Raw genomic sequence first — 25,146 nt, forward strand, 5'->3', positions numbered from 1 at the left:
GTTACTATTTTTCTAACTGAAATTTCGTTTCAGTAATTTCACCCATACCGCGCATAACATCTTTAACTTTGCTAATTGCTTTTTTGAATCTACCATAAGCATCTAATGCTAGATTGAAATGCTTAATTGCAGCATCAATATCTCCTCTATCTTTTGCGGTCCATGAATCTGTTCCGTGCTTATGTATATCATTATGGCAACTTATTAATTCCTTAAATGCCTGTGAATATGTAAGTCTCGTGTCTGTCTGCGCTGAAATCCATTTTCCAAGTTTACATGCAGTTGGGTTATTTAACTGCGTGATTTTAAGTTCTTCAAAACCTACCGCATTATTGTATATTCTCCATGTTAAAATAAAATGATCAATCTCAAATACTTTCAACCAGTCTAATTTTGTAATCTCCGCAAATCCTCTGACCATATCGCTTCTAACCGTATCAATATAACGACCTGACTTAAACATATGGTTCCCTGCATCCATACAATCTTTCGAAAGTTCTTGATAACTTTCTGAAATATTTTCAATCTGAATACCAAATTCCCTTGTGACTGCTGACTGTGTATCAACAGCTCCATATATACTATCAATTTCTTCTCTAATTGTGTTAATTTGACTATTAATCAACTGAATATCCTTAACCGATTGCTCAACTTTCTGATTGCCGTTAGCTAATCTATTCGTTGTTTCATCCATTGCAGATGCTAAACTTCCTATGCCAACTTGTAATTCTGTTACAGTTCTAACAATATCCTCTGCTGATGCTGATGTATTACTAGATAATTGTCTTACCTGATCTGCGACAACCGCGAACCCTTTTCCTGCTTCACCAGCTCTGGCTGCTTCAATCGAAGCATTTAATGCAAGTAAATTACTTTGGCTAGCAATCTTCTTAACCATATCTATAATTTCACTGATCTTGTTGATTTTTTCCTGAAATGTTTGAACCTGAATATTTATTTTTGTAATGTCCTCTGACGATGCATTAACAACTTTAATACTTTCATTCATATTAACTTCACTTTGCTCAGAAGCTTTAATAACCTCATATGTATTATCTTTGATATGAGCTACTGAATTAGAAATATCTTTAATTGAACTTTCAAGATTTTTACTAGAATCCTTCATATCGTCAATTGATACAGTCTGCAGTTTTACTTGATCAAACATACTTTTGACATAGGAATTATCACCAATAGACATCATAGCATTATTTAATCTCATTATAAACTTATTATTGCTCTCTTTAACCGTTAATATTACAGAATTAAACTTTTCAGCAATTGCAGGGTTTAAATATACACTAGTGTCAACGCTCGCATACTCACCCGCTATCACCTTATCCATTGCCTCCGTCAATAACTCTAAATCGGTTCTTTTCTTCTCACTGTTTTGTACTTTTTTTGAAAACATTTCCATACCTCCAACGTAAGTTTTCCATTACATATCTCTCCTAACCTATAATAAAAATAGTCAAGTTAGTATCTCCAAATGTATTTATCTTATTGTATATTATTATACCATAATTCATATTTATTTTCACTTATTTTCTTATATTTTTAATATAACTTCTCTTATTTATTTTCTTTTGAAATCATATTGGAAATATTAATAATATTATAAGGAAAACCTTACATAGCAACACTTACATCAGCCGAAGCAATTGTAGATGGGCGGTGTGCAATCATAATAGTTGTTCTATCTTTCATCAAATTATCAAGTGCTTCCTGAACTAATCTTTCCGATTCATTATCAAGTGCTGATGTAGCTTCATCCAATAAAAGAATTGGTGCATTTTTGAGTACAGCCCTTGCAATTGCAATTCGTTGTCTCTCGCCTCCCGATAATTTTCCGCCACGTTCACCAGGAATTGTATCGTATCCATTTTCCTGTTTTTCTATAAACTCATGCGCATTGGCCGCCTTTGCTGCTAGAATAATTTCGTCATCTGTTGCCTTCATATTGCCATAAGCTATATTTTCCTTGATACTTACATTATAAATGTATGGTTCTTGAGGAACGTAGGCAATCATATCTCTAAGATTTTTTAGCCCTAATTCTTGCATCGATTTTCCACCAATGGAAATTCTACCTTCTTCTGGTTCATAAAATCCGAGTAAAATCTTAGCAAGCGTACTTTTTCCACGTCCTGAGGTTCCTGTAATTGCTACCGAAGTCCCCTTCTTAACACTCAACGAAAAATGATCCAGAATTTTTCTATCTTCGGTATATCCAAATGTAATATCCTCAAATTCAATATATTCCTTGCCGCTTGCACCAGTAATATTGTATGCATCGGCTTCCTCTTCTTCATCTAGAAATTCAAACACTCGGCCTGCAATTGAAATACAATTAACTAATTCTGGGATATAACGTCCAATCTGTAAAAACTGCCAGCTGAATGCGCCATACATCGCATAGATTGCCGTCAGAGAGCCAATCGTAGTCACACCTTTTTCAACATAAAAAATACCAACACCCAAAAACGCCAATGAGCATATCAAGTCAAAACCTGCATTGATCCCTTCAAGACAAGCTGAAAATATATTTTTCTTCTTCTGTGACGTAGCGAAATTATTATTTGCCTCTTCATACTTTTCAACAATTTGTTTCCCAGCTGAAAATATTTTCGTCATTTCGATTCCTTGCAATAAATTAGACAATCTCTCTGTCATTGCCGAATTTTTCTTTGACAAATCAGAGCCTATGTTCTTCATTGGTTTCACAAATATAGAATTACAAATTAATGATATAATATTCACCCCAAGCAGGCATAAAGTTACCTGCCAACTAAGTGTAAACATTGGAATCAAATATACAATAACAATTATAATAGGCGCTACAAGTCGCCTAAGTCTTGAACGATAAATATCTGTTGCAGTATTTGTGTCATACAACAACTTGGAAATAAAATCACCACTATGATGATTTTCATAGTAAGACATTGGTAATTTCATCGCCTTTGAAAACACTAGCTTTTGAACAACTGCAGTTCCTCTTTTACCTTCAATATTATAGATTATCGTACCCGCCCAGCAGATTAACAATGAAATGAACCCTGCAATTACATTTAAGGTAATTAGTCTCGCTAAACCTGAAGTATCTTTACTTTGCGCTATCTCCAAAACACCTTTTAATAAATATGCAGAAATAACATAAAACAGCGCCCCACTAATTGTCATAATAATAATTACAAAGCTGTACAGATATAACTTCTTATCAAGGAGCTTCATAAATCTAACAAATGTTTTTCTAAGATTCATAATTCACACACCCCTTGTTTTTTTATTTTATCACTTTTATTTAACTCTTTTTTACTTTCATTTAATTCTTTTTTATTTCTATTTAATTCATTCCTCTTGTTATTTAATTTTATTTCATTTTTATTTAATTCATTCTCATTTTCATTTTCATTTAATTCTTTTTCAATATCATTCAATTTATCTGCACTCAACGCTTTTTGATCTTCCTCAGTCATGGTTTTTTCACAACTATACAGCTCTGAATAAGTCCCATTTTTATGTAATAATTCATCATGCGTTCCAGATTCGACAATTCTACCATCAGCGAACACGCAAATCTTATCAGCCTTTTCAATTGTAGAAAGTCTATGTGCAATTATGATTACCGTTTTATTTTCTGATATTTTATCGATTGCATCTTGAATCAAAGATTCCGTCAAAACATCAATTGCGGATGTCGGTTCATCCAAAAGTAGAATAGGTGCATTTTTAAGGAATGCTCTTGCAATAGATATTCGCTGGCGTTCACCACCCGATAACCTTACACCCCTTTCGCCAACAAGCGTCTCATATTTTTCGGGAAGATCTACAATAAAATCATGTATATTCGCTCGTTTACACGCTTCTATTACTTCATCTCTAGTTGCGTCTACACGTCCATAGGCCACATTCTCTGCTATTGTTTCAGGAAATAAGAAAACGCTTTGTGATACCAATGCAAATTGTTCTCTTGCTTTAGAAAGATTCCATTCAAGAAACTTCTTTCCCATCAAGTAATAGTCGCCTGAATCTTGTGTATAAAATCCACAAAAGATTTTGAAAACAGTTGTTTTTCCCTGTCCAGAGCCACCTGCAAAAGCGGTCGTTTTACCTCGTTCGATTTCCACATCTAGTCCATCAAAAATCTTTCTTCCACCTTCCTCATATCCAAATATAAGATTTTTCAAAATAATTGCATCCGTGCATTCCTGTTGATTACTATTTGATTCCTCAATAAAATAATCTCCACTAGGTTCATCTTTCTGTGACATAATCTCTTCAAGCCTGTTTATTGATACATTCATTTCTCTTGCATCATTTATAATAAATGGAAGTTCACTCATTGAATGTGCCAAACGGTTAATTAATATCATGAAGGACATCATTCCACCAATTGTTACCGTGCCAGAAAATGTTTGATACAATATAAACACAGAACACACAATTGTTGGCACCCATGAAATCATCTGTTGCAAAACCCAAGACCCCATTGATATCGTTGTCCTTTGATATTCATTTTTCACAATATCATCAATTGCCTTATCTAGTTTATTCTTGATTACTTCAAATAAATTATAGCTTCTTCCTACGACAATTCCTTGGATACTATCACCCGCTATCGAAGCCATCAAATCAAGTTTTCCTCTTCTTTTCTTTGCTAAAGCAACCATTTTCTTGGCAATGAGATTAGCAGCTATTATTAATATCGGGTAGCAAAGTAAAACTACAATAAGCAATTTGAAATTTAGCCCTGCTATGTATATCATAATTGTAACAATCGTAATAAGCACTGTACATATATCTGGCAAAGTCTCAGAAAAAAATTTTCCGGTTTCTGCAATATCAGAGATAAGTTTATTAATAATACTTCCAGAACCTAAATCATCAAAATATTTGTATTTTAATTTTGCCAACTTCTGGGCTGATTCATTCTTAAATGCCGTCTGTACATTTACGCTAAAAGTGGATGATGAATAACTCTTAATAAAGGCACTAACCAGTCCAATAAATGCCATTATTATAAGTTGCCATATGAATTTGCTCATCATTATGTGTTCGCCTGCAAGTAGCTTATCTACAGCCCCCGCAACCAATGCATTGCCCTGTACAACCACTGACGTTAATACATATGCCATGATAAGATTAATAATAAACCAATGTACATACCTAAATGAAATTTTCAAAAATGTTCTTTTCCTTATCATCACTATATCTCCCGTTTCCAAATTTATCCTTTATTATAACTACATATTATCAACTTTACAATGATTAATTAACTCTAAATACAATAAATGATTAATTAATTCTAAATACAAAAAAAGTCCACCGCTACTTTTAAAAGCGATGGACTTTCTTATGTTGTTATATAACAAATCCTATTAGGTCAACAAAAATACCTATAGTAACACTAATTACATATACAATTGCTACGATTTTAACATTCTCTTTTATATCATAATTAACTTTAAACAATACAAGGAAACCAACTCCAGCTGCCGATAACAATCCTGCAAGCATTGAGCCTGTACTCATAATACCTTGTAAATATAGCTGCGTAATTACTACTGAGGCTGCACAATTAGGAATTAGCCCTACCATACCTGCAATTAAATTACCTAAAAACGGCTGATTTAAAATTATATGGCCTAGATTTTCCTGCCCAATAAAAAAGATCAAAACATTAAGGGCAAATGATATCAAAACAATATACATCATAATAATCAATGTATGTTTTAATGCTGACTTTAGAATGCCGTTTTCACAATGGCAATGTTCATGTTCGCAGATGCCACCAATCGTTTCATTAATATCTATCGCATTCGCAGATCTCCTCATAATTAGATCAATTAAAAAACCAGCTATCATACCAACAACTATTTTGATACCAACGATTGTTAATATAATACTTACGCTAACTTTTTCCGAAATAAATACTGGAATCATCTCATCTGAAGTAGATAAATATATTGAAATCAAAGTACCTAACGTAATAACTCGTCCCGCATATAAGTTAGATGCTGCCGCCGAGAATCCACACTGTGGAAATGCTCCAAGAACACCTCCAATTGCTGGCCCAAACTTGCCTGACTTCTTTATTAAATCCCTAGTTTTAGAACTAGTTCGATGTTCTAGATATTCCATTACAATATAAGTTATTAGAAGAAAAGGAAACAACTTAATACTATCGATAAGCGTGTCCGTTAAAACATGTAACACAATAATCACCTCTATTTTATTCTTTCACTAAAATTGGAATCACTCAATTATATGTCTTTTCCAAGCGTTGGAGTGACCCATTTATAATTCTTTTCCAAGCGTTGGAGTGACCCAATCAGAAAACTTTGAATAGCGCTTGCTAATCGATTTGATTATAAAGTAAGCAATAACACCATATAAACTTCCAAGAATTAAACTGACAAATACATCAGATGGATAATGTACGAACAAATAAATTCTTGAAATAGCAATATTTGCAGCTATAATAAGCGCAATTATTCCCATTCTTTTATGGTACATAAACAATGCAACTGCTGCTGCAAATGATGCTGAAGTATGACCTGATGGGAATGAATAGTCGGTGGGATTCTTAATTAGTAGATGCACTGATGTATCAACCCAACAAGGTCTAGGTCTTGCCACCAAGTTCTTCATAATTCCATTACACATGATCAGGGAAAGTAATAGCGCTAAACCCATAGTAATTCCACATATTCTATATTTCTTTGTGCACATAAGCACAGCTGCCAATAAAATCCATAACATTCCACCGTTAACTAAATTAGTAAAGCCAATCATAACCGAGTCTAAAACATGATTACTAATTGATTGAAACCAAAATAAAATACTAAATTCCATTACATATCACCATATTTCCTTTTATCTTCAGCTTAATATACTTGTATTTTTTTATTAATTCTTATTAATTCTTATTAACTCTGATTAGTGCTTGCAATTAGTTATCCAAATTACTTAACTTAGCAGCCTGGTCTGCTGCAGTAAGGCTATCTATAATTTCGTCAATATAGCCATCCATAATAGAATCAATCTTGTATAACGTAAGGTTAATTCTGTGCTCTGTAACGCGACCTTGTGGAAAGTTATAAGTTCTTATCTTCTCAGAACGATCTCCAGTACCAACCTGGCTTCTTCTAACTTCTGCTTCAGCGTTATTTTTCTTTTCTTCTTCTAATTCGTAAAGCTTTGCGCGAAGGACTTTCATTGCTTTGTCCTTGTTCTTGAGCTGTGATTTTTCATCTTGGCACGAAATAACAATACCAGATGGCATATGAGTAAGACGAACAGCTGAATCCGTTGTATTTACACACTGACCACCGTTTCCAGATGATCGAAATACATCAAATCTACAGTCATTCATATTAATCTCGACTTCAACATCTTCTACTTCTGGCATGATTGCAACCGTAGCTGTTGATGTATGAATACGCCCACCTGATTCAGTTTCTGGTACACGCTGAACTCTGTGCACACCACTTTCATACTTAAGCTTTGAGTATGCGCCCTGACCGTTAATCATAAACACTACTTCTTTGAAACCACCGATACCATTCTCATTAAAGCTAACCATCTCAACTTTCCAACGAGCTCGCTCTGCATATCTTGAATACATTCTATATAATTCCGAAGCAAATAATGCGGCTTCATCTCCACCTGCACCTGCACGGATTTCAACGAATACATTCTTATCATCGTTTGGATCTTTGGGTAAAAGTAGGACTTTAATTTCTTGTTCAAGTTCTTCCACTCTTGCTTTTGAATCATTGAGTTCATCCTTAGCAAGTTCTCTCATCTCGTCATCGCTTTCCTCGTCTAACATAACGAGGCTATCAGCAATATTTTGTTTGCATGATTTGTACTCTATAAATGCATTTACAATGGGAACCAAATCATTTTGTTCCTTCATGAGTTTACGAAAACGTTCCTGGTTATTAACAACATCAGGATTACTTAATTCTGCCGTAAGATCTTCATTTCTATTTACTAAATCTTCTAATCTGTCGAATATATCCACAACAAATTTCCTCCATATCTATTACCTAATTTATATCATATGCTAATTTAACTTTTGTCCAAGTGCAACTCTATCATGACCCGTAAGGTCTTTCACTATCTCAATATTACTAAATCCACATCGGATTAATATTTCTTTTACATCCTCTGCCTGATCGTATCCAATCTCATATATCAGCCATCCTCCGGCCTTAATATAATCTACTGCCTGAGCTGTTATTGTCTCATAGAAATACAGACCGTCATCATGACCGTCTAACGCCATCATTGGATCATGAGCTCTTACTTCTTCAGTAAGTTCCTCTATAACACTTGTTTTTATATATGGCGGATTTGACACGATTATATCAAATTTATCATTGAAAATTCCTTGCAGCTTTTCAAATAAATCACTTTCAAGGAATTCCACATTCTTAGTTTTTAAAAGTTCTGCATTTTTATTGGCTACTACAAGTGCCTCTTTAGAAATATCTACTCCGATTCCCTTAACAAAATTAGTTTCCAAAGCAATACTAATAAGAATGCAACCAGAACCCGTACACATATCAAGTACTGTACTATTTCGATCAATCTTCTTAAGTGCCTCTTCAACAAGAGTCTCTGTATCCTGTCTTGGAACCAAAACATATTCATTTACGAAAAATCTATATTTCCAAAACTCAGTATATCCGATTATATGCTGTAACGGCTCATGACTTGCACGTCTTACAATACGGTTTATATACTCATTGTAAACGGCTTCTAAAACCTCATCATTTTCATGTAAAAAATAATAAGATCTATCTATATTCAATATATCGCTTATAAGCGTAAAACTGTCATAAGCCGAATTCTCGATATTATTCTTACGTAAAATATCTTCACCCGACTTAATGACATCCTTTAATGTTTTTGGTAATTCCATAGCTACAAATCTGTCTTTCTTTGTTTGAAAATCGGGATATCCACGGTAACTGACCCATCATCCTCATCATTATCTGTATCGATGAAGCTAATACCGTCATCCGTTTCATCCTTAGCTTGATCTTCATTCATTAGATTGTTTGAATCATCATCTGAATCATCATCTGAATCGTCATCTGAATCTGAAGCATCTATAATTTCAAAACGAGACATATCATCATCTTCTTCTGATTCTTCTACCTCTTCTAATACCTCAATTTTTTTTGCTTTTTTTGATTTCCTTGGCTTTTGAGGTTTTTTTAATTCTTCTGTAACCGCATATTCTAAATCAGTCCGTTCAACTTGTACGCCATTTTCACTTTGTTTATTTTCACCCTGGTACTCTTCTAAAAATTGCTTCCAATCAAATACTTCTTCAACAGCCCTAATTGCAACTTCAATCATACCATCATCCGGCTCTCTAGTTGTAAGTGCTTGAAGCCACATACCCGGCTTACTAATGATTCTAACGAACAAATTATCGCTCTTTCCTGCCCATCTGATAACTTCATATGAAACACCAGCAATAATAGGAACAAGAAGAAGTCTCATAGCCACCTGCCATAAAGGATTGCTGACTCTAATAAATATAAAGAAAATGACGCTTATAAACATTACAAAGAATAAAAAGCTAGTACCACAACGCTTATGGAATTTAGAACTTTTTCTAACATTCTCCACGTTAAGTTCTAACCCATGCTCAATGCAATTAATACACTTATGTTCAGCTCCATGATACATGTATACTCGTCTAATGTCTTTCATTAAAGAAATCAATAAAATATATACAATAAAAATAAAAACTCTAATAAGGCCTTCAACCAAGTTTAAAACACTTTTTGAAGGAATGTAATTTGAAAGCATTCTTGATATATAATATGGTAAAATCATAAATAATCCAACTGCAAATGCTATAGAAATCAACACTGTAATAGCCATAATAATAGATTCTAACCTATCTTTAAATACAGCTTTTGCAATTTTATCAATATGAGTTGGTTTTTGTTCTTGGGGATCTTCAAAAAAACTAGCAGAATAAGTCAATGTTGACGTTCCAACCACAAGAGATTCAACGAAATTAATTACGCCTCTTATTATTGGAAGATTAAGGATTTTATATTTCTGAGTTAAAAGTTTGTTATCTTTTTTAATTACTTCAATTTCATTATCAGGCTTTCTAACTGCTACTGAATATACATCCTTATTCCGCATCATTATTCCTTCAATTACAGCTTGCCCGCCAATTCCTGATGGTTTCATATAAAACCTCCTATTCACGCTAATCCCTATATACCTGCTTGTGTAGGTAGTGTATTAGTTCTTTTTATAAAAATAGGTTGAGATTTGACAACCTCAACCTTATCTTTAACATTATTTGCTTTCAACGCCATATCTCTTATTGAATTGATCAATACGACCACGAGCTGAAGAAGCTTTCTGTTGTCCTGTATAGAAAGGATGACACTTTGAACAAATTTCAGTATGAATATCAGCTTTCGTTGAACCTGTAACAAATTCGTTACCGCAGTTACAAACAACCTTTGCTTGATAGTATGCTGGATGTATTCCTTCTTTCATGATTCTCACCTCTTTAATTCATTTGTTTTTTGATTGTATAATAATTGGCAAGCCAATCTTATCTGTGATAAACAGCTTTTAAATTGTACCATAATTATTTTTCTATTGCAATAGGGATTTCTAAATAATTCTAGCTTTACTCACCCACTGCAAAAATTCCGCATTATTACGGGTTTTTGAAAACATATTTAAAATTTTATCAACAGCCTCATCCGATTTCATTCCGTTCAAAGCTTTTCTCAAAATATCAATACCTTCTAGTTCTTCACGTGTCAACAGTAAATCTTCACGTCTAGTACCAGATTTTGCTATATCAATTGCAGGAAATACTCTTTTCTCAGAAAGTTTTCTGTCAAGAACAAGCTCCATGTTACCAGTTCCCTTGAATTCTTCAAAAACAATATCATCCATCTTACTTCCTGTATCTACAAGTGCAGTTGCAAGAATCGTAAGACTTCCGCCCTCTCTCATTTTTCTTGCCGCGCCAAAGAATCTCTTCGGCATATAAAGAGCTGCTGGATCAAGGCCACCTGACAAAGTTCGTCCACTTGCTTGAACTGTCAGATTATAGGCTCTTGTAAGTCTAGTAATACTGTCGAGCAAAATCATTACGTCTTCCTTCTGCTCAACAAGTCTCTTCGCTCTCTCAATAACCATCTCAGAGACTCTTTTATGCCTATCTGGCAGTTCATCAAATGTTGAATAGATTACTTCCACATTCTTGCCTTCTATTGATTCCTTAATATCAGTAACCTCTTCAGGTCGCTCATCAATAAGCAGAATTATCAAATGCATCTCTGGGTTGTTCTTCGTTACTGCTCTTGCAATTTGCTTCAGTAGTGTTGTTTTTCCAGCCTTGGGTTGAGATACAATCATTCCACGCTGTCCCTTACCAATTGGGGATATCAGATCTACAATTCTCATAGCTACTGAATTATTAGAATTGGGTTCAAGATGAATTCTTTCATTTGGAAATATTGGTGTAAGTTTTTCAAATGCTGGCCTCTTTGCAATTTCATCAGGTCTTTTACCATTAATCGTATGGACGTTGTATAACGCACTAAACTTTTCTGTACTTGATTTGGATTTTTTCGCACCGCAAATTACATCGCCTGTCTTAAGATAAAATTTTCGTATCTGTGCTGGTGAAACATATACATCATTCTCACCCGGCAAGAAGTTCTCACATCTAATAAAACCGTACCCCTCTGTCAACACTTCAAGAATACCTTCTGCTAACAGATCTTTATCATATTTTACTTCCTGCTTTTGATTTGTTTCTATATTAACAGAATGTTTAATTTGTGAATCTATATTCGAATTTTCATAACTATCTACTTTGGGTTTTTCTATAGTATGTATTTCTTGTGCTCGTTGAGTTTGTTGGCCTTCTGCTTTTATTGGTGCCTGTGCAGCTACTGGTACTTCTGTTTTTACTGATGAGGCTGTATTTCTTGGTGCCTCTGCTTTTACTGATGAGGCTGTATTTCTTGGTGCTTCTGTATTTACTGGTGAGGCTGTATTTCTTGATGCTTCTATATTTACTGGTGAGGCTGTATTTCTTGATGCTTCTATATTTCTTGGTGCTTCTATATTCCTTGATGCTTCTATATTCCTTGGTGCTTCTATATTCCTTGGTGCTTCTATATTCCTTGATGCTTCTATATTCCTTGATGCTTCTATATTCCTTGGCGCTTCTGTCTTTACTGGTGGCGCTGTATTCCTTGGTGCTTCTATAATCACTGGTGACACTGAATCTACTGGAGCTTCTATATTTATTGCTGCTTCCGCATTTACTGGTGTATTTACTGGTGTATTTACTGGTGTATTTACTGGTGCTTCTACATTTACTTTTTCTTCAACTTGTACTACTTCTGTTTCCCCTAATATTGCAAGTATTGTCTCAATCAGATCATTTTTTCGCATTACTGTGACATTCTTAATTTTATTGACTTTGGCAATTTCGCGAAGTGCGCTTAATGACAACGTGTTTAACTTATCTCTCATAAAAAAATTACTCCTCTTCCTATTAGATCTGAACCGTAAAAATGCATTACAGTATTAAATTGTGACTTATTAATTTCATGATTTACATATTTTTTACTTAATTCATGATTCACTTGCTTATTTATTCCAAAATTTATTTACTTATTTAGTTGATAATTTATTTACTAATTTATTTATTTATTTATTTATTTATTTATTTACTTATTTATTTACTTTTTTATTTACGTATATACTTATTGGGATTTGTTACAGAAAAAATTCATCCATTAGAATTATTCTAATCAACTGAATTACTTTAATAATGAATTATACAAGTAAGCAACCAATCGAATAAAAATGGTACATATGAAATACTATAGTAGCATTTAAAGAATAAACAAAACACTTATAATATTGTACTACAATTGCGTAGGAAAATAAAGCACTATTTTTCATTATAGCGCTTTCGCTAAACCTTTCATTCATATTGTATGTTTATAAGCAAAAACATCCTTTACAAACGTAATTTTCAGATCAAAATTTAACCGTTTGTAAAGGCGTATAAGAATCATTACATAATCACATCTATCAAAACGATACATCAAATCTAAATCTTTACTAACAGGGCTTTTTTTATAAAATAAAATATTTCATTTCCCAATCAAATTCCCGGTCATCGAGCCTGTACTTTTCCAATAGTTCCGGTCCACAGGAATTACTTCCAACACCGCTCATCTTATAATCTGTGCAACATATTATATCATCTGATTCTACAAGTTCATAATTATGCTTTTTACGAATCAGTTCCTCACAAGTATAATTTGAAACATGTATCTCAAATGGTTTATTACTTACTGCTGCAAAACTACCAGTTTTCAGATATCTGCATAAATATCGGTTTCCATTTTCTTGTGGCCTTATATACTCTTCATCCATTTGCTCTGCAGACATGCTAAATAAATCCACATATGACGCAAGATGCTTATCAATATAATTTTCATACGGTCCATAACCATAATATTGGGCAGTTTTTCCCTCTGATTTTGGAAGTCTGAATTCAAGCCCAAATCTTGGAAGGTATGGGAAGTCCGTATTTTTTACGACATGCATTTTCACCACAATTGAATCATCACTTCCAAAAATCCATTCAGATTTGATTCTTAAAAATGGTTGAACAAATATTGCAGAAACAGACATATCACATACAACAGTCGCACTATCTCCATCCGTTTCTACGCAACAACTATAGACCTTTGATGTTATTCTGTTATATCCAGCCTTTTCCCATTCAACATTAATAATTGCATCATTATCTATTGGTGCTCTATAAATATTCAATTTAACTGGTGCCTCTATATATTTCTCACCAGTTTTCATGATACTGAGTGGAGTACCTGTTTTCTTACCAAACTCAACCGTCATATGACCTGTCTTTATGATAAAAGACTTCTGCATTTCCACGACTTCTGCTTTTTGGTCAATCGCGTTTCCTGTTAGACCAAAAACCTTACCAGCATTACTACTAGCAATATCATCAAATAATTTCAGTTGATCAAATCCAAGTTCAAAATCTTTTTCAACAAGCCTGTCAGATTCTTTTTTCAAATAGGTAAGCTTCAGATAGCATCCGTCACCAGTAGCATTATTTACATCAATTGTAATATCTATGCTTTCATGTGCCTTAATAAATGTATCCTTTATTACTCCACTTCTAACTGTCTTTCCAAAACATTTTATTTCATATTGGATATATAAATACTCATTTGTATTACAGAAATCCATTTTATTAGACAAACGTATAATTCCTTTGTTTATATCTACCACTTCTGCACGTACAGGACGGATTGCATTCTTCCATTCATAGTATCCAATATGTGGTCTTCTGTCAGGAAATAAAAGCCCATCCACGCAGAAATTACTATCGTGTGGAAATTCATTACTGTCACCGCCATATAGGAATTTCTCCTTTCCATCAGGCGTATTTCCGCCATATACAGCCTGGTCAACCCATTCCCATACGAAAGCACCACAAAAACCGTCATACTTATACAGCTGCTGCATATAGTCTTCTATGTCTCCTGGCCCATTTCCCATTGCATGAATAAACTCACATTGTATTAATGGCTTTTTACTGTCATTCACATTTATATCATTACTATTAAAATATTCATCTATCCATTCCGTTGAGGCATACATCTGACTCTCAACATCAAGCATTGATGCATCATTAATATGACCACCCGTTTGCCATCTTACGCCTTCATAATGTACAAGCCGTGTACTGTCATAATCTTGAACCCATATTCCAGCATCTTCAATATTTTTACCGTGTCCGGCTTCATTTCCAAGTGACCACATTACGATACAGCAATGATTATGATCTCTAATTACATTAAGGACTGATCTGTCAATAAAGGCATCATTAAAATCAGGATTCTGAGCAAGAAGTCCAAATGTCTGCTCTTGTGACCCTTTGTAAATTGTAGATGTTCCGTGTGCCTCCAAGTCTGCTTCTGCTATTACGTAAAAACCATACTCATTACATAACTGTGGAAACCATGGTGCATTTGGATAATGGCTTGTTCTTATTGCATTAACATTTCCTTCCTTCATAAGCTTAAGGTCTATTAACACATCTTGTTTTGTAACCGTCGCGCCTGTATACGGACTGCTATCATGTCTGTTAACGCCCTTAAATTTTATCTGCTTCCTGTTAATATATATAATACCGTTTTTAACACTAATATCTCGTATTCCAACTTGCTCTGAAATGATCTCATTCGCTGTTTTTATTTTAAGATTATAAAGGTATGGCTGTTCTGCATTCCATAGATTTGGATTGTCTATCTTTATGGATATTTCGTCTACAATACCTGACGTGATGCTTGACAATACATTGCCCAACGCATCTGTTAACTCAATTCCAATTTTATCAACCTCGCCCTTTATATCATTGCATCTGATATTGACCATTGCACTTTTAACTTTATCATCTGCATCATATTCAATCGGCGTTGTAACTGTATAATCCCATATATGGCCTTCACCTGGTCTCACGACAAGCCATACATCACGAAAAATTCCTGACACCCTAAATTTATCCTGATCTTCAAGATAACTTCCATCACACCATTTTAACACTAGAACTGCCAGTCTGTTACTTCCACTCACCACATATTGTGTTATATCAAATTCACTTGGGCTATGTGATACCTGACTATAACCTGCCAATTCTCCATTTATCCATACATAAAAGCAGGAATCCACGCCTTCGAAATATAAATACTTTCTTTTATCTATTTCAGTTTCATCAATTTCAAAATCAGTTATATATGCTCCACACGGATTGTCATCAGGAACGAATGGTGGATCAAATGGAAACGGATACTTTACATTTGAATACTGTACCTTATCATATCCTAGCATCTGCCAACCTGATGGCACATATATTTCATCAAATTTATCTGCTTCATAACCAACTTTATAAAAATCATCATCCACATACTCAATACACTCATTGTATGAGAATTTCCAATCCTTGTTTGTAAGACATCTTACAGTTTGTTTGCCATCAAGATTTTGGGGAACATAAAAGCACCTATTTTTTTCTGTTCCTATATGCAATACTGATGGATTTTCATAATACTTTTCAACATTCACAATTTTACACCTTCTTATGTTGCTTTCTACTTATTTCTCTTATGCACATTAAATACGCATTCACTGAACAAAAAGTGAATCCGGAATTATTTTAAATGTGCACGTTACGCTACTTTTGTTTAATTGTCTGCTTTCTTCTAAACAAACAGTCCACCTTAAAATCGTAATCTTTTCCTTTATTCCTGCATGATTAAAATGTTCTTTAACCAACACTTCGACTTGGACTTTTGGATCATCAATGATTATTTTACATTTCGCATCATTTTCCGTCAAAGTAATTATATTATCTTTAATAGAAACAGTTTGCTTTGTAACAAGATTTTCCTCAATGCACTCCGTTTTATCACTTAATATAAATGTATCACGCACATATAATTCGCCTTGATCACCTTCAAAATTAATCTTTCTTTCTATATCATCTATGCAACCTTTTTCATACGCTTCACCAATCTTCATTATAACACTTTTGGCACCATCTGTTTCAAAATAAGTACAACAATATTTTTCTCCATGCAATTGCTGCTTATTGTTAATAATTGGCACATTATGGCTCTCAGTCGTATTACAAAAAATTTTATAACGATTATCATTAAAATAATTCTTGCAATACTCACCGGCTCCTAAGTCTACCAGATACTCTATACCACCATAGACATATACAAAGTTTCCTATATCATTATGATTATGTGGCTCATCATTGTTTCCACCTTTGGCTGCCATACTCGAATTTTTCCCATTGCAAATAAACCACTGCGCACTATCAAATACGTAAGTAGACGATTCAGCTATTGGTTCACTTATATCGTTTTCATCAATAAGCTTCTCCAAATACTCTTTTGTCCATGCATAATCACGATATGCTGGTGCCCATCGATAACATTCATCTTCATCGAACTGCATTACTTTTTTTATATCCGGAAAATGTACATCATCATAATTATCTGCCAGATAAGAAGTTAATCCCATTCTAAATCTGCTCTGCAGACATCCGTCAGAAAAGCTGATACTCGTTCCATCATTAAAATAACATTTCTGTTGAAATGTCATTATATTTTTCATTTTATTACTATCAAGCAAATCCACATTTCCATTTGTATACGCTTTTAAATCTCTTGCATACATCACGTAATATGACATTCCATATGTCCAATAGTCAAGACCTTCCGCACATACGCCATCCTTTGTAAAACCTTTGATGTAATAAGTAAGTGCTTCGTTAATTCTGCTCAAACAACGTTCAAGCAATTCAGTATTATCTTTAAACCTGATGATTGATATAGAGCCAATACATCCGGCGCACACCGCGCACCAGTTCATTTCACAAAATTCCCAGTTATCATATGGTGGCTTTGAGTCATAAAATGGTTTTAACAATCTGCGCGTGACATTTTCATCAATCAATTTTTTTATTTCATCGTTTAACTTTGTATTCAACAATACAGATATTTCTGTTAATGCCTGCGCTGTTTCTGATGCGAATAATTCGATTGTAATTTTCCAATTTTTATTATTTTTTCTGTCTACATGTGCCGGTAATGCCCAGCATTCTTCATTACAGATATCACGTATGATTTCTTCAAGTTTTTCTATGTCTTCTTTTCTATGATATAGAATGCTATTCATAGCGAAAACATTGAGAAACTTTCTTCTCGCAAAATAAACTTTTTCATATTTAATTCTGTTGCCCGTATCTTCATATAATGAAAACAACGCTTCTGTAAGCTTTGGCATATTTGTGTTTCTAAGTTCATCTGCGGTTTTGTTAATATATTCAGTATAACTTTTTAAATATAATTCCATCTGTAGTTTCATAGCGCTCCTTTATCAAGATACATCCCAAGTTTGTGCCACAGGTATATTGCTTTCATACTGTTTACCAAATATCTGCCCATTTACCATTCAGTCTAAACATTCCTTCCATATAGAAGTAATCTCCATATATGATGTTATATTCATGCTGTTTTTCGTCATAGGAAGCTGTACAATTTTCTAAGATGCAATCATTATCTGGTCCAAAATTACAACGTTTTTCAGATAATGTACGAAGAAGTTTTTTAGCTGCCACTTCATAAACTGCCACTTCATATTCGCCCACATGTGAAGCCACTTCAAGTAAGCCACATGCAGCAATTGCTGCTGCCGTAGAATCCTCAATTTCCGGAGTTTCTGGCTGTCTGAAATCAACTGGAATCAATCCACTTTCAGGTATATTTGCTATGAAATAATGAGCAACCCGCTTTGCTGCATCAAGATATTCCTTATTACTAGTATGTCGAAAGCTCAATGCGAAACCATAGATTGCCCAAGCCTGGCCTCTAGTCCAAGAGGAACCATGACCATACCCTTGTCCACCATGGCTACCTATATACTCACCTGTTTGTGGGTTAAATTCAACAATGTGATTCACAGACCCATCATTTCTCACAAAATATTTCTTAGCAGTATCGGCATGTTTTGTTGCAACATTATAATATCTGCAATCTTTCAGTTCTTTATCGGCCCAATACAACAGCGGAATATTCATAAGGCAATCAATAATTGCCCATCCTTTTGTATCTCTTCCATCTCCAAAATCGTTCCATGCTCTTATGAAATCACCCGCAGGATTAAATCTTCCAGCAAGCAAATTAGCAGCATGTAGTCCTCTTCTTTTTGAAGCTTCATTACCAGTTAATCTGTAATCTGCTACGGCTGTTGGAAGCCACATAAATCCAGCATCATGATTAATTCCATAGAAATCATCAAAACATTGATCAAGCTGTTCTTCCGAAAAACGAGCGATATCAATATACTTTTTATCATCAGTAGCCACATACATCTGCCACATCATTCCGGCAAAGAATCCATTTGTCCACCAATTCCGTCCATTATCTGGTGTCCAAGCAACAGTGCTATCTAGTCTATTATCATGAACGCCTTCAACCGTTGTATACGGTATTTTATTTTTTGATTTTTCACTCACCCACGATATTTTGCTTACTATTTTATCAATGGTATCAGCAATCCATTTTTTGTCATTTTCCATATGAATTTTTCCTCGTTCCTGCGTTGCTTTCAAAGTTTTTTGTCTATAACTGCAAGCTGATACGCCTATTAAATTAAGTTTATACCTGCTTTTACATGTTTTCAATCATAGTTTCAATATAATTTTCACCCTTATGTATCTCATAGGTGATCATTGGAATTACAGTTTTTGATGCAATCAAATTTGTATTGGGGTCAGCTTTCAAAATCTCATTTTTTCCATTTCCATCAATACAAATCATTTTGCATTCCTGATCTATATCCGAATCAATTGGTACAGCAAATCCTGTATCATGAGCGATACAATCATATTTGCTTTTTATCACATGAATTCTTTTATGTCCATTTTTAGTTGGGATAATTGTACTGCATACATCAATCCCCTCAATCGGAGACCAATTGGATATAATTCTATCCTCCATAACTTTAAAGTCGTGTGCTTGCGCTCTTACAAAAACATGTCCAAACACTTCAAAAGCCAGCGTACTATCTGGTGCTGCCTCAGCCATTGTAACCTGAGAATGCATTACACTAAAACCATACTTCGTTGAATATGCATATTTAGAATATTTTTCCTCTGTATGCGTATGCTGATGCTCTATTAGCCGTCCACCTGGATACGCGGTAACAGCTCCATTTATTCTTTGTACAATCATATCTGCATATCTAATGCACTTTAAATTATCCAGTTCAGGCAATTTTTCTTCCTTGATCTTCCAAAATTCATTATTTTCATCTAGTAATAGCACTGCAAAGGTTTTCATACTCCAATATGGTGAGCCTGGTGCATTATAACTTTCAGACATCGATAAATTAGGATAGCAATAACCGATAGTCAATATGCCAGCATTGTCAAATATAGGTTTTTCCATCCAATATCTAAGATGGCGCATAATAATACCTTTCATTACCGCTTTGGGTAATGGTTCAATACCGGCCGCAATACATATTGAATAGAACGAACATTGCGCAAATCGATAGGTTAATGAACGTCCGTATGGAAGTGCACTACCGTCCTGCGCAAACCAATATGCGAATTCTTTTCCAAAGAGTTTTGCACGTTCTATAAATCGCTCACTTCTAACTGGATCTATTTCCTTCATAAACATCGCATACATGATTCCATAATAATGCATGCCAAATGGTACATAATAATCCACCTGTCCATTATCACCATCCACATACCATCCATTTTCTCTATAACAAGAATCAATAAAATCCAAGCTTTCATCCATCTGTTTTTGATCATAAGGCATTCCTACACTCTGGAGTGCAACATTAACCATTACCTTAAAAAACATCCAGTTACAACTACAGCATTCATGGCGGTTTATTTCATTGAGCCAGTCAGCGAAATCACCTTTTTGTTGATCGGTGAGTGGCGCCCAGAGCTTATCTGGTATCAGCAAAAGACTAAATGAAATAGCTGCCATTTCCACAAAACGTTGGTCATAATCATGACATTTTCCCCAATATTCGGGACTTTTTGGATTCGTACCTGCAATGATTCCATTTCTATATATTTCATCAAATGCATCATCTTTCCCACCACCCGCAAAAAATGGCGCAAGTGCCCACAACGGACGGGAAAACCCTTCCATCTGAGCACTTTTTTCTTCATAATGCGCACTTGTGTAGCCTATCTTTAATCCTGCTTTTTCCTTTGTATAATATGGTTTAAGTGGATTTAATATTTGAAACATAAGTGTTACAAAATCGCTTCTTGATCCGATATTCAAAACGTCATTCATCATTATATCCATACCTTTCTGTACAAATTTTAATATATAACGGAACACTATTTTAAATTAAGATGATATGGCTCGAAAACTATTTGCAATACTTTTGCATGTATATATGCAATAAGGCCTACACCTATTAACAACAATGGTGCCGCTACAAATATTCCCATTGCAAGCATGCATGCTGAGCATACTATCATAAATAGTGTCCATTTGAAGTTTTTTAAAGACATAACAAAAGCCATTTTTATAAGCTGTTTAACAGTAACTTCACACCTTGCAAGCAAAGGAAATATATAGATTAAAACTATAATATACAATCCTGCAACGATTAATAATACTGGTAATGCAACTGCACTCAGTGAATTATTGATTTTGTAATACCACCATGCGCTACCTATTAATGTTAAGCCAAATGCTAACATAATCATCCAAATTCCCGTTGCCTGTTTAAAATTACTTCGAAATGCCTTGAAAAAATCCTTAAATATGTAGCCTTCTATATCTGATGCCATCTTCATTGTCACATAATATAATGCAGTTGTTGCCGCGCCAATTGTAAATATTGGCAAACAACAAATTGCCCATATAACTGTAAGAAGAACCATATCAAACAATTTATTCATAAACCGCAATATTGGACTGTCTATATCAAAAAGCTTTTGTGCCATCTTTATCTCCATTTCTGTGCCTTACCCATGTAAGACACAATCTAAAGTTTGGGTTATCCCTTAATACCAGTTGCTGCAACACCTTCTACAAAATTCTTCTGAAGAAGAAGGAATACTACAACTACAGGAATAAGTGTAATTACTGAACCTGCCATTATCAAGCCATATTCTGCTGAAAACTGTCCAATAAACATCTTAAGCCCTAACTGAACCGTTTTCTTTGATTCACTTTTTAAATAAATCAATGGTCCAAGATAATCATTCCAGGTATTAACAAAAGTGAAAATTGTCAATGTTGAAAGTGCTGGTTTTGATAATGGAAGCATAATCTTCCACCATATTCTATATTCACTCATACCATCAATTCTTGCTGCCTCACACAAATCATTTGGAATACCAGTGTAAAACTGCTTCATCATAAATACACCAAAAGCTGAAAACGCCTGTAAGCATATGATAGCTGTTAATTTATTATTCAATCCCATTGCCCTCATCATAATAAACTGAGGTACCATATATACCTGCCATGGCATTGCAATCGTTGCTATATACATTAGGAACAATTTATTTCTATACTTGAAATCAAGTTTAGCAAATGCATAGGCAGCAAAGCTACTTGTAAGCAATTGAAGAATTGTGACTACAATTGTAAGAAATGTTGTGTTTCCTATAAATGTTAATAATGGTATCTCCGTCCATATTTCTTTAAAATTAATCCATCTTGGAGTGGTCGGAATTAAGCGAAAAGGAACTGAAAAAACTTCTTGGGTCGCCTTAATTGAGGCTGATAGCATCCATATAAATGGTATAAGCATTATAAATGATGCAAGAGCTAAAAATACATATACAATAATCTTCCTAGTCTTACTATTTTTTAATGACTTCATAATCTTCGTTCCTCCTTCCTATTCTTTTTCTTTTTTCTTCTGACCTTTAAACTGCACTAACGTAATTGTGAGTACTAATGCAAATAATACCATAGCGATTGCACTTGAATATCCGAGATCCCATTCCTGGAATGCTTTCTGATATATATAGTACACAAGAACTGTTGAAGAAGTGCCTAGTCGTCCATCACTACCACCTGCAAGCATAATGGCTACATCATATACTTTAAAGCTACTTATCGTAAGCATTACCGTAACGAAAAAGGTTGTAGCACTAAGCTGTGGCCATGTGATATAACGGAACTGGTTCCATTTTCCGGCACCATCAAGTTTTGCTGCCTCATACAATTCACCTGAAATTCCTTGAAGTCCTGCAAGATATATAATCATATAGTATCCCATAAATCTCCATACACTGAACAAAACAAGCGTAAACATTATCAAATCTTTTCCATACCAGTTTGGTAGATTCTGTACATTAAACACATAATGTAATAATGCATTAACAGGACCTTTGCTTGGATGAAAAATCATGCTCCAAACTGCTGTAACAGCTACAAGTGATGCTACATATGGGAAAAATGCAATTGTACGAAATAGTCCTCTTCCTTTGATCTTTTTATTTAGTAGCATAGCCAATCCTAATGCTGCCATCAAAGTAAGCGGAACGGTTCCTATACAATACATTAATGTATTCACAAATGATGCTTTAAAAAAAGTATCACCAAACATTTTTGTAAAGTTATCTAATCCTATAAACTTTGGTGTTCCATTACCATTCCATTTAAAAAATCCCAAAGCAAATGAAAAGATAATTGGTATTAATGTAAATATCGCAAATCCAATAAAGTTTGGAGCAATAAAAGAATATGCCACAAGATTTCTTTTTGTATTACGACTCAAACCTCTCTTCGCCTGCGTTTTCACGCCTGCAGTATCTTTATCACCCATAATAGCCTCCATTCTGTTTAAAAATGCCGGCAAGTCTTTTCGTAGACCTGCCGGCTATATAACATGTTATTTATCAATCTTGTTATTTGCCTAACACTGCACTAACTTCTTTATTCATTTTCAAGATACCTGCATCTACTGAAATATCGCCATTCATAATATCTTTGTGATACGTATCAAGAATTGTATTAATTTGAGCAATATTCTTATCATATGGAGCTTCAAGATAAACCTTAGTTGTCAAAAGAGCTTTTTTACTTGCATCATCAGTAGGGAAACCTGGTATTGAAGCAATTTGACTAGCAGTATTATCATTCATGATAGCTGGGAAGTTACCAGATTTAGCAACTACATCAGCACCTTCTTCTCCACTTACAAACTTCACGAAATCCCAAGCTGCATCTTTATTCTTAGATGATGTAGGAATTGCAAGTGATGTAACTTGACCTAGTGTCGTTCCTGCTGCTACTCCTGCAGGATGAGGATATTTTACAACGCCCCAGTTACCGCATAAAGCTTTGTCATATTTACCATTTGCAACATTTGCAATCAATGTGCCAATAAACCATGTACCCATATTCATTGTTGCAGTATTGCCTTCTGAGAAAGCGCCTGAATAATGAAGATTTGATGCTGTAACATCTACATAAGTTCTGCAGATACTATCTTTTTGCTCATTGAGTACCATTTCATAATATGGTTTTGTCCAATCATAATTTCCTTCAAGTATCGAATGCTTACCATCAAGAACACCAAAAAGTTGTACTGCACTTCTCCATGAGTGGTAATGTGAACCATAAATTTTGTCGTTACCAAATCCTGTCTTTGCAACTTTTCTTGCGAGCGCATCATACTGCTCTAAAGTCATATCGTTTGTAGGATAAGCTACCTTTGCTTTATCAAAGATATCTTTATTATAATATAGTAACCAGAAATCACTTCTGAATGGAAGTTCATAAAGTTTACCATCTGCTTTTAACTGATCTGTTGATCCATTATATTTTGAAAGATCAATATTTGCAGTCTTAATACGATCATCTAATGATTCCAAAACACCTTTTGCCATCAATGTTGCATATCCCGGAACATCTTTGATTGTTACAACATCGAATTCTGAACCATTACCAGAAAGCTCTGTTGAAAGTACTGTTGAATAATCTGCTGAACCAAGGTCTGTTAGCTCAACTTTAACATTAGGATTTTTCGCCATATATGCATCTGCAAGTTGACCCCAGTAAGGTGTTGTTTTTTCATCCCAAATCGACCATTTTATTGTAGTACTTCCAGTACTATTTCCTGAACTATTATTATTACTTGCACCGCAACCTACCATCAAACCTGCTGTAAGTGCTACTGTAAGAAGTAGACTTGCTACTCTTGTTACTCTTTTCCTCATACGATTTCTCCTCCATAATTTGAAATGCGATTATATTTTTTATTTCTTGAAGCACTTCTTTAATATAAGTTAATTATAGTCTAGATTAAAAATAACTCCATGTCATTATCCTATAATTTCATATACTAATCACACTATTTTTCACAGTTTTAACACACATTATTCGCATAATTCGTTTTTTCATATACTTTTTCTCGAAAACAATGTACTTTTTCTCTATCTTTTTGTATCTTTAAAATTGTGGACTTATAATTTTAGTGTTTTATGTTATAATAACTTCA

General features: G+C 34.2%; 18 protein-coding genes. All 18 read right to left on the reverse strand.

All coding sequences use genetic code 11. The features are described 5' to 3' along the window. Positions 1 to 4: 4 nt before the first annotated feature. The gene (locus BMY18_RS05515; RefSeq protein WP_242940969.1) at positions 5 to 1,411 is read right to left on the reverse strand and encodes a methyl-accepting chemotaxis protein; all 1,407 of its coding nucleotides are present in this window, start codon (positions 1,409 to 1,411) and stop codon (positions 5 to 7) included. 218 nt (positions 1,412 to 1,629) lie between these two features. Further along, the gene (locus BMY18_RS05520) at positions 1,630 to 3,261 is read right to left on the reverse strand and encodes an ABC transporter ATP-binding protein (protein WP_092451401.1); all 1,632 of its coding nucleotides are present in this window, start codon (positions 3,259 to 3,261) and stop codon (positions 1,630 to 1,632) included. After that, positions 3,258 to 5,204 carry an ABC transporter ATP-binding protein gene (locus BMY18_RS05525; RefSeq protein WP_092451403.1) on the reverse strand — a complete coding sequence of 649 codons (1,947 nt, stop codon included), beginning with the start codon at positions 5,202 to 5,204 and terminating at the stop codon, positions 3,258 to 3,260. The genes BMY18_RS05520 and BMY18_RS05525 overlap by 4 nt, the downstream gene beginning before the upstream one ends. Before the next feature lie 157 nt (positions 5,205 to 5,361). After that, positions 5,362 to 6,216 carry a putative manganese transporter gene (locus tag BMY18_RS05530; protein WP_330385947.1) on the reverse strand — a complete coding sequence of 285 codons (855 nt, stop codon included), beginning with the start codon at positions 6,214 to 6,216 and terminating at the stop codon, positions 5,362 to 5,364. Positions 6,217 to 6,297: 81 nt separating this feature from the next. Continuing rightward, positions 6,298 to 6,855: a phosphatase PAP2 family protein gene (locus BMY18_RS05535; protein WP_092451405.1), complete on the reverse strand. Its 558-nt coding sequence runs from the start codon at positions 6,853 to 6,855 to the stop codon at positions 6,298 to 6,300. Between the two features lie 97 nt (positions 6,856 to 6,952). Further along, positions 6,953 to 8,023 (reverse strand): peptide chain release factor 1, encoded by a 1,071-nt coding sequence (gene prfA, locus BMY18_RS05540; RefSeq protein ID WP_092451674.1) that lies wholly within the window; start codon positions 8,021 to 8,023, stop codon positions 6,953 to 6,955. A gap of 48 nt (positions 8,024 to 8,071) precedes the next feature. Further along, positions 8,072 to 8,932, reverse strand: a complete 861-nt coding sequence (gene prmC, locus BMY18_RS05545) for a peptide chain release factor N(5)-glutamine methyltransferase (protein WP_092451407.1) — start codon at positions 8,930 to 8,932, stop codon at positions 8,072 to 8,074. Between the two features lie 2 nt (positions 8,933 to 8,934). Further along, on the reverse strand, positions 8,935 to 10,230 hold the full coding sequence (locus BMY18_RS05550) for a DUF1385 domain-containing protein (protein WP_092451409.1): 1,296 nt from the start codon (positions 10,228 to 10,230) through the stop codon (positions 8,935 to 8,937). 111 nt (positions 10,231 to 10,341) lie between these two features. After that, positions 10,342 to 10,548, reverse strand: a complete 207-nt coding sequence (gene rpmE / locus BMY18_RS05555; RefSeq protein WP_092451411.1) for a 50S ribosomal protein L31 — start codon at positions 10,546 to 10,548, stop codon at positions 10,342 to 10,344. A 120-nt stretch (positions 10,549 to 10,668) separates the two neighbouring features. Then, on the reverse strand, positions 10,669 to 12,555 hold the full coding sequence (rho, locus tag BMY18_RS05560) for a transcription termination factor Rho (RefSeq protein WP_092451413.1): 1,887 nt from the start codon (positions 12,553 to 12,555) through the stop codon (positions 10,669 to 10,671). 612 nt (positions 12,556 to 13,167) lie between these two features. After that, entirely contained in the window at positions 13,168 to 16,194 is a 3,027-nt protein-coding gene (locus tag BMY18_RS05565; protein WP_092451415.1) for a glycoside hydrolase family 2 TIM barrel-domain containing protein, read from the reverse strand. A gap of 60 nt (positions 16,195 to 16,254) precedes the next feature. Next, positions 16,255 to 18,006, reverse strand: coding sequence for a heparinase II/III family protein (locus tag BMY18_RS05570; protein ID WP_092451417.1), 1,752 nt, complete (start codon positions 18,004 to 18,006; stop codon positions 16,255 to 16,257). Positions 18,007 to 18,067: 61 nt separating this feature from the next. Then, positions 18,068 to 19,219, reverse strand: a complete 1,152-nt coding sequence (locus BMY18_RS05575; protein WP_092451676.1) for a glycoside hydrolase family 88 protein — start codon at positions 19,217 to 19,219, stop codon at positions 18,068 to 18,070. A gap of 91 nt (positions 19,220 to 19,310) precedes the next feature. Further along, positions 19,311 to 20,972: a DUF2264 domain-containing protein gene (locus BMY18_RS05580; RefSeq protein WP_092451419.1), complete on the reverse strand. Its 1,662-nt coding sequence runs from the start codon at positions 20,970 to 20,972 to the stop codon at positions 19,311 to 19,313. A 44-nt stretch (positions 20,973 to 21,016) separates the two neighbouring features. Continuing rightward, positions 21,017 to 21,631, reverse strand: a complete 615-nt coding sequence (locus BMY18_RS05585; RefSeq protein WP_170841308.1) for a YesL family protein — start codon at positions 21,629 to 21,631, stop codon at positions 21,017 to 21,019. A 53-nt stretch (positions 21,632 to 21,684) separates the two neighbouring features. After that, positions 21,685 to 22,518 (reverse strand): carbohydrate ABC transporter permease, encoded by an 834-nt coding sequence (locus BMY18_RS05590; protein ID WP_092451423.1) that lies wholly within the window; start codon positions 22,516 to 22,518, stop codon positions 21,685 to 21,687. A gap of 18 nt (positions 22,519 to 22,536) precedes the next feature. Continuing rightward, complete coding sequence (locus BMY18_RS05595) at positions 22,537 to 23,469, reverse strand: carbohydrate ABC transporter permease (RefSeq protein WP_092451425.1); 933 nt, start codon at positions 23,467 to 23,469, stop codon at positions 22,537 to 22,539. Positions 23,470 to 23,551: 82 nt separating this feature from the next. Then, entirely contained in the window at positions 23,552 to 24,865 is a 1,314-nt protein-coding gene (locus tag BMY18_RS05600; RefSeq protein WP_092451427.1) for an ABC transporter substrate-binding protein, read from the reverse strand. Positions 24,866 to 25,146: the final 281 nt, after the last annotated feature.

It is taken from the genome of [Clostridium] fimetarium (genome assembly GCF_900111235.1).
In the GTDB taxonomy this organism is placed as follows: domain Bacteria; phylum Bacillota; class Clostridia; order Lachnospirales; family Lachnospiraceae; genus Clostridium_N; species Clostridium_N fimetarium.

Coding starts and splice junctions, on each gene's coding strand:
- BMY18_RS05520 (WP_092451401.1), bottom strand. CDS start 3,261: ATGAATCTTAGAAAAACATTTGTTAGATTTATGAAGCTCCTTGATAAG.
- BMY18_RS05515 (WP_242940969.1), bottom strand. CDS start 1,411: ATGTTTTCAAAAAAAGTACAAAACAGTGAGAAGAAAAGAACCGATTTA.
- rho (WP_092451413.1), bottom strand. CDS start 12,555: ATGAGAGATAAGTTAAACACGTTGTCATTAAGCGCACTTCGCGAAATT.
- BMY18_RS05590 (WP_092451423.1), bottom strand. CDS start 22,518: ATGAAGTCATTAAAAAATAGTAAGACTAGGAAGATTATTGTATATGTA.
- BMY18_RS05600 (WP_092451427.1), bottom strand. CDS start 24,865: ATGAGGAAAAGAGTAACAAGAGTAGCAAGTCTACTTCTTACAGTAGCA.
- BMY18_RS05535 (WP_092451405.1), bottom strand. CDS start 6,855: ATGGAATTTAGTATTTTATTTTGGTTTCAATCAATTAGTAATCATGTT.
- BMY18_RS05595 (WP_092451425.1), bottom strand. CDS start 23,469: ATGGGTGATAAAGATACTGCAGGCGTGAAAACGCAGGCGAAGAGAGGT.
- BMY18_RS05575 (WP_092451676.1), bottom strand. CDS start 19,219: ATGGAAAATGACAAAAAATGGATTGCTGATACCATTGATAAAATAGTA.
- BMY18_RS05585 (WP_170841308.1), bottom strand. CDS start 21,631: ATGGCACAAAAGCTTTTTGATATAGACAGTCCAATATTGCGGTTTATG.
- BMY18_RS05525 (WP_092451403.1), bottom strand. CDS start 5,204: ATGATAAGGAAAAGAACATTTTTGAAAATTTCATTTAGGTATGTACAT.
- prmC (WP_092451407.1), bottom strand. CDS start 8,932: ATGGAATTACCAAAAACATTAAAGGATGTCATTAAGTCGGGTGAAGAT.
- BMY18_RS05580 (WP_092451419.1), bottom strand. CDS start 20,972: ATGATGAATGACGTTTTGAATATCGGATCAAGAAGCGATTTTGTAACA.
- rpmE (WP_092451411.1), bottom strand. CDS start 10,548: ATGAAAGAAGGAATACATCCAGCATACTATCAAGCAAAGGTTGTTTGT.
- BMY18_RS05570 (WP_092451417.1), bottom strand. CDS start 18,006: ATGAAACTACAGATGGAATTATATTTAAAAAGTTATACTGAATATATT.
- BMY18_RS05550 (WP_092451409.1), bottom strand. CDS start 10,230: ATGAAACCATCAGGAATTGGCGGGCAAGCTGTAATTGAAGGAATAATG.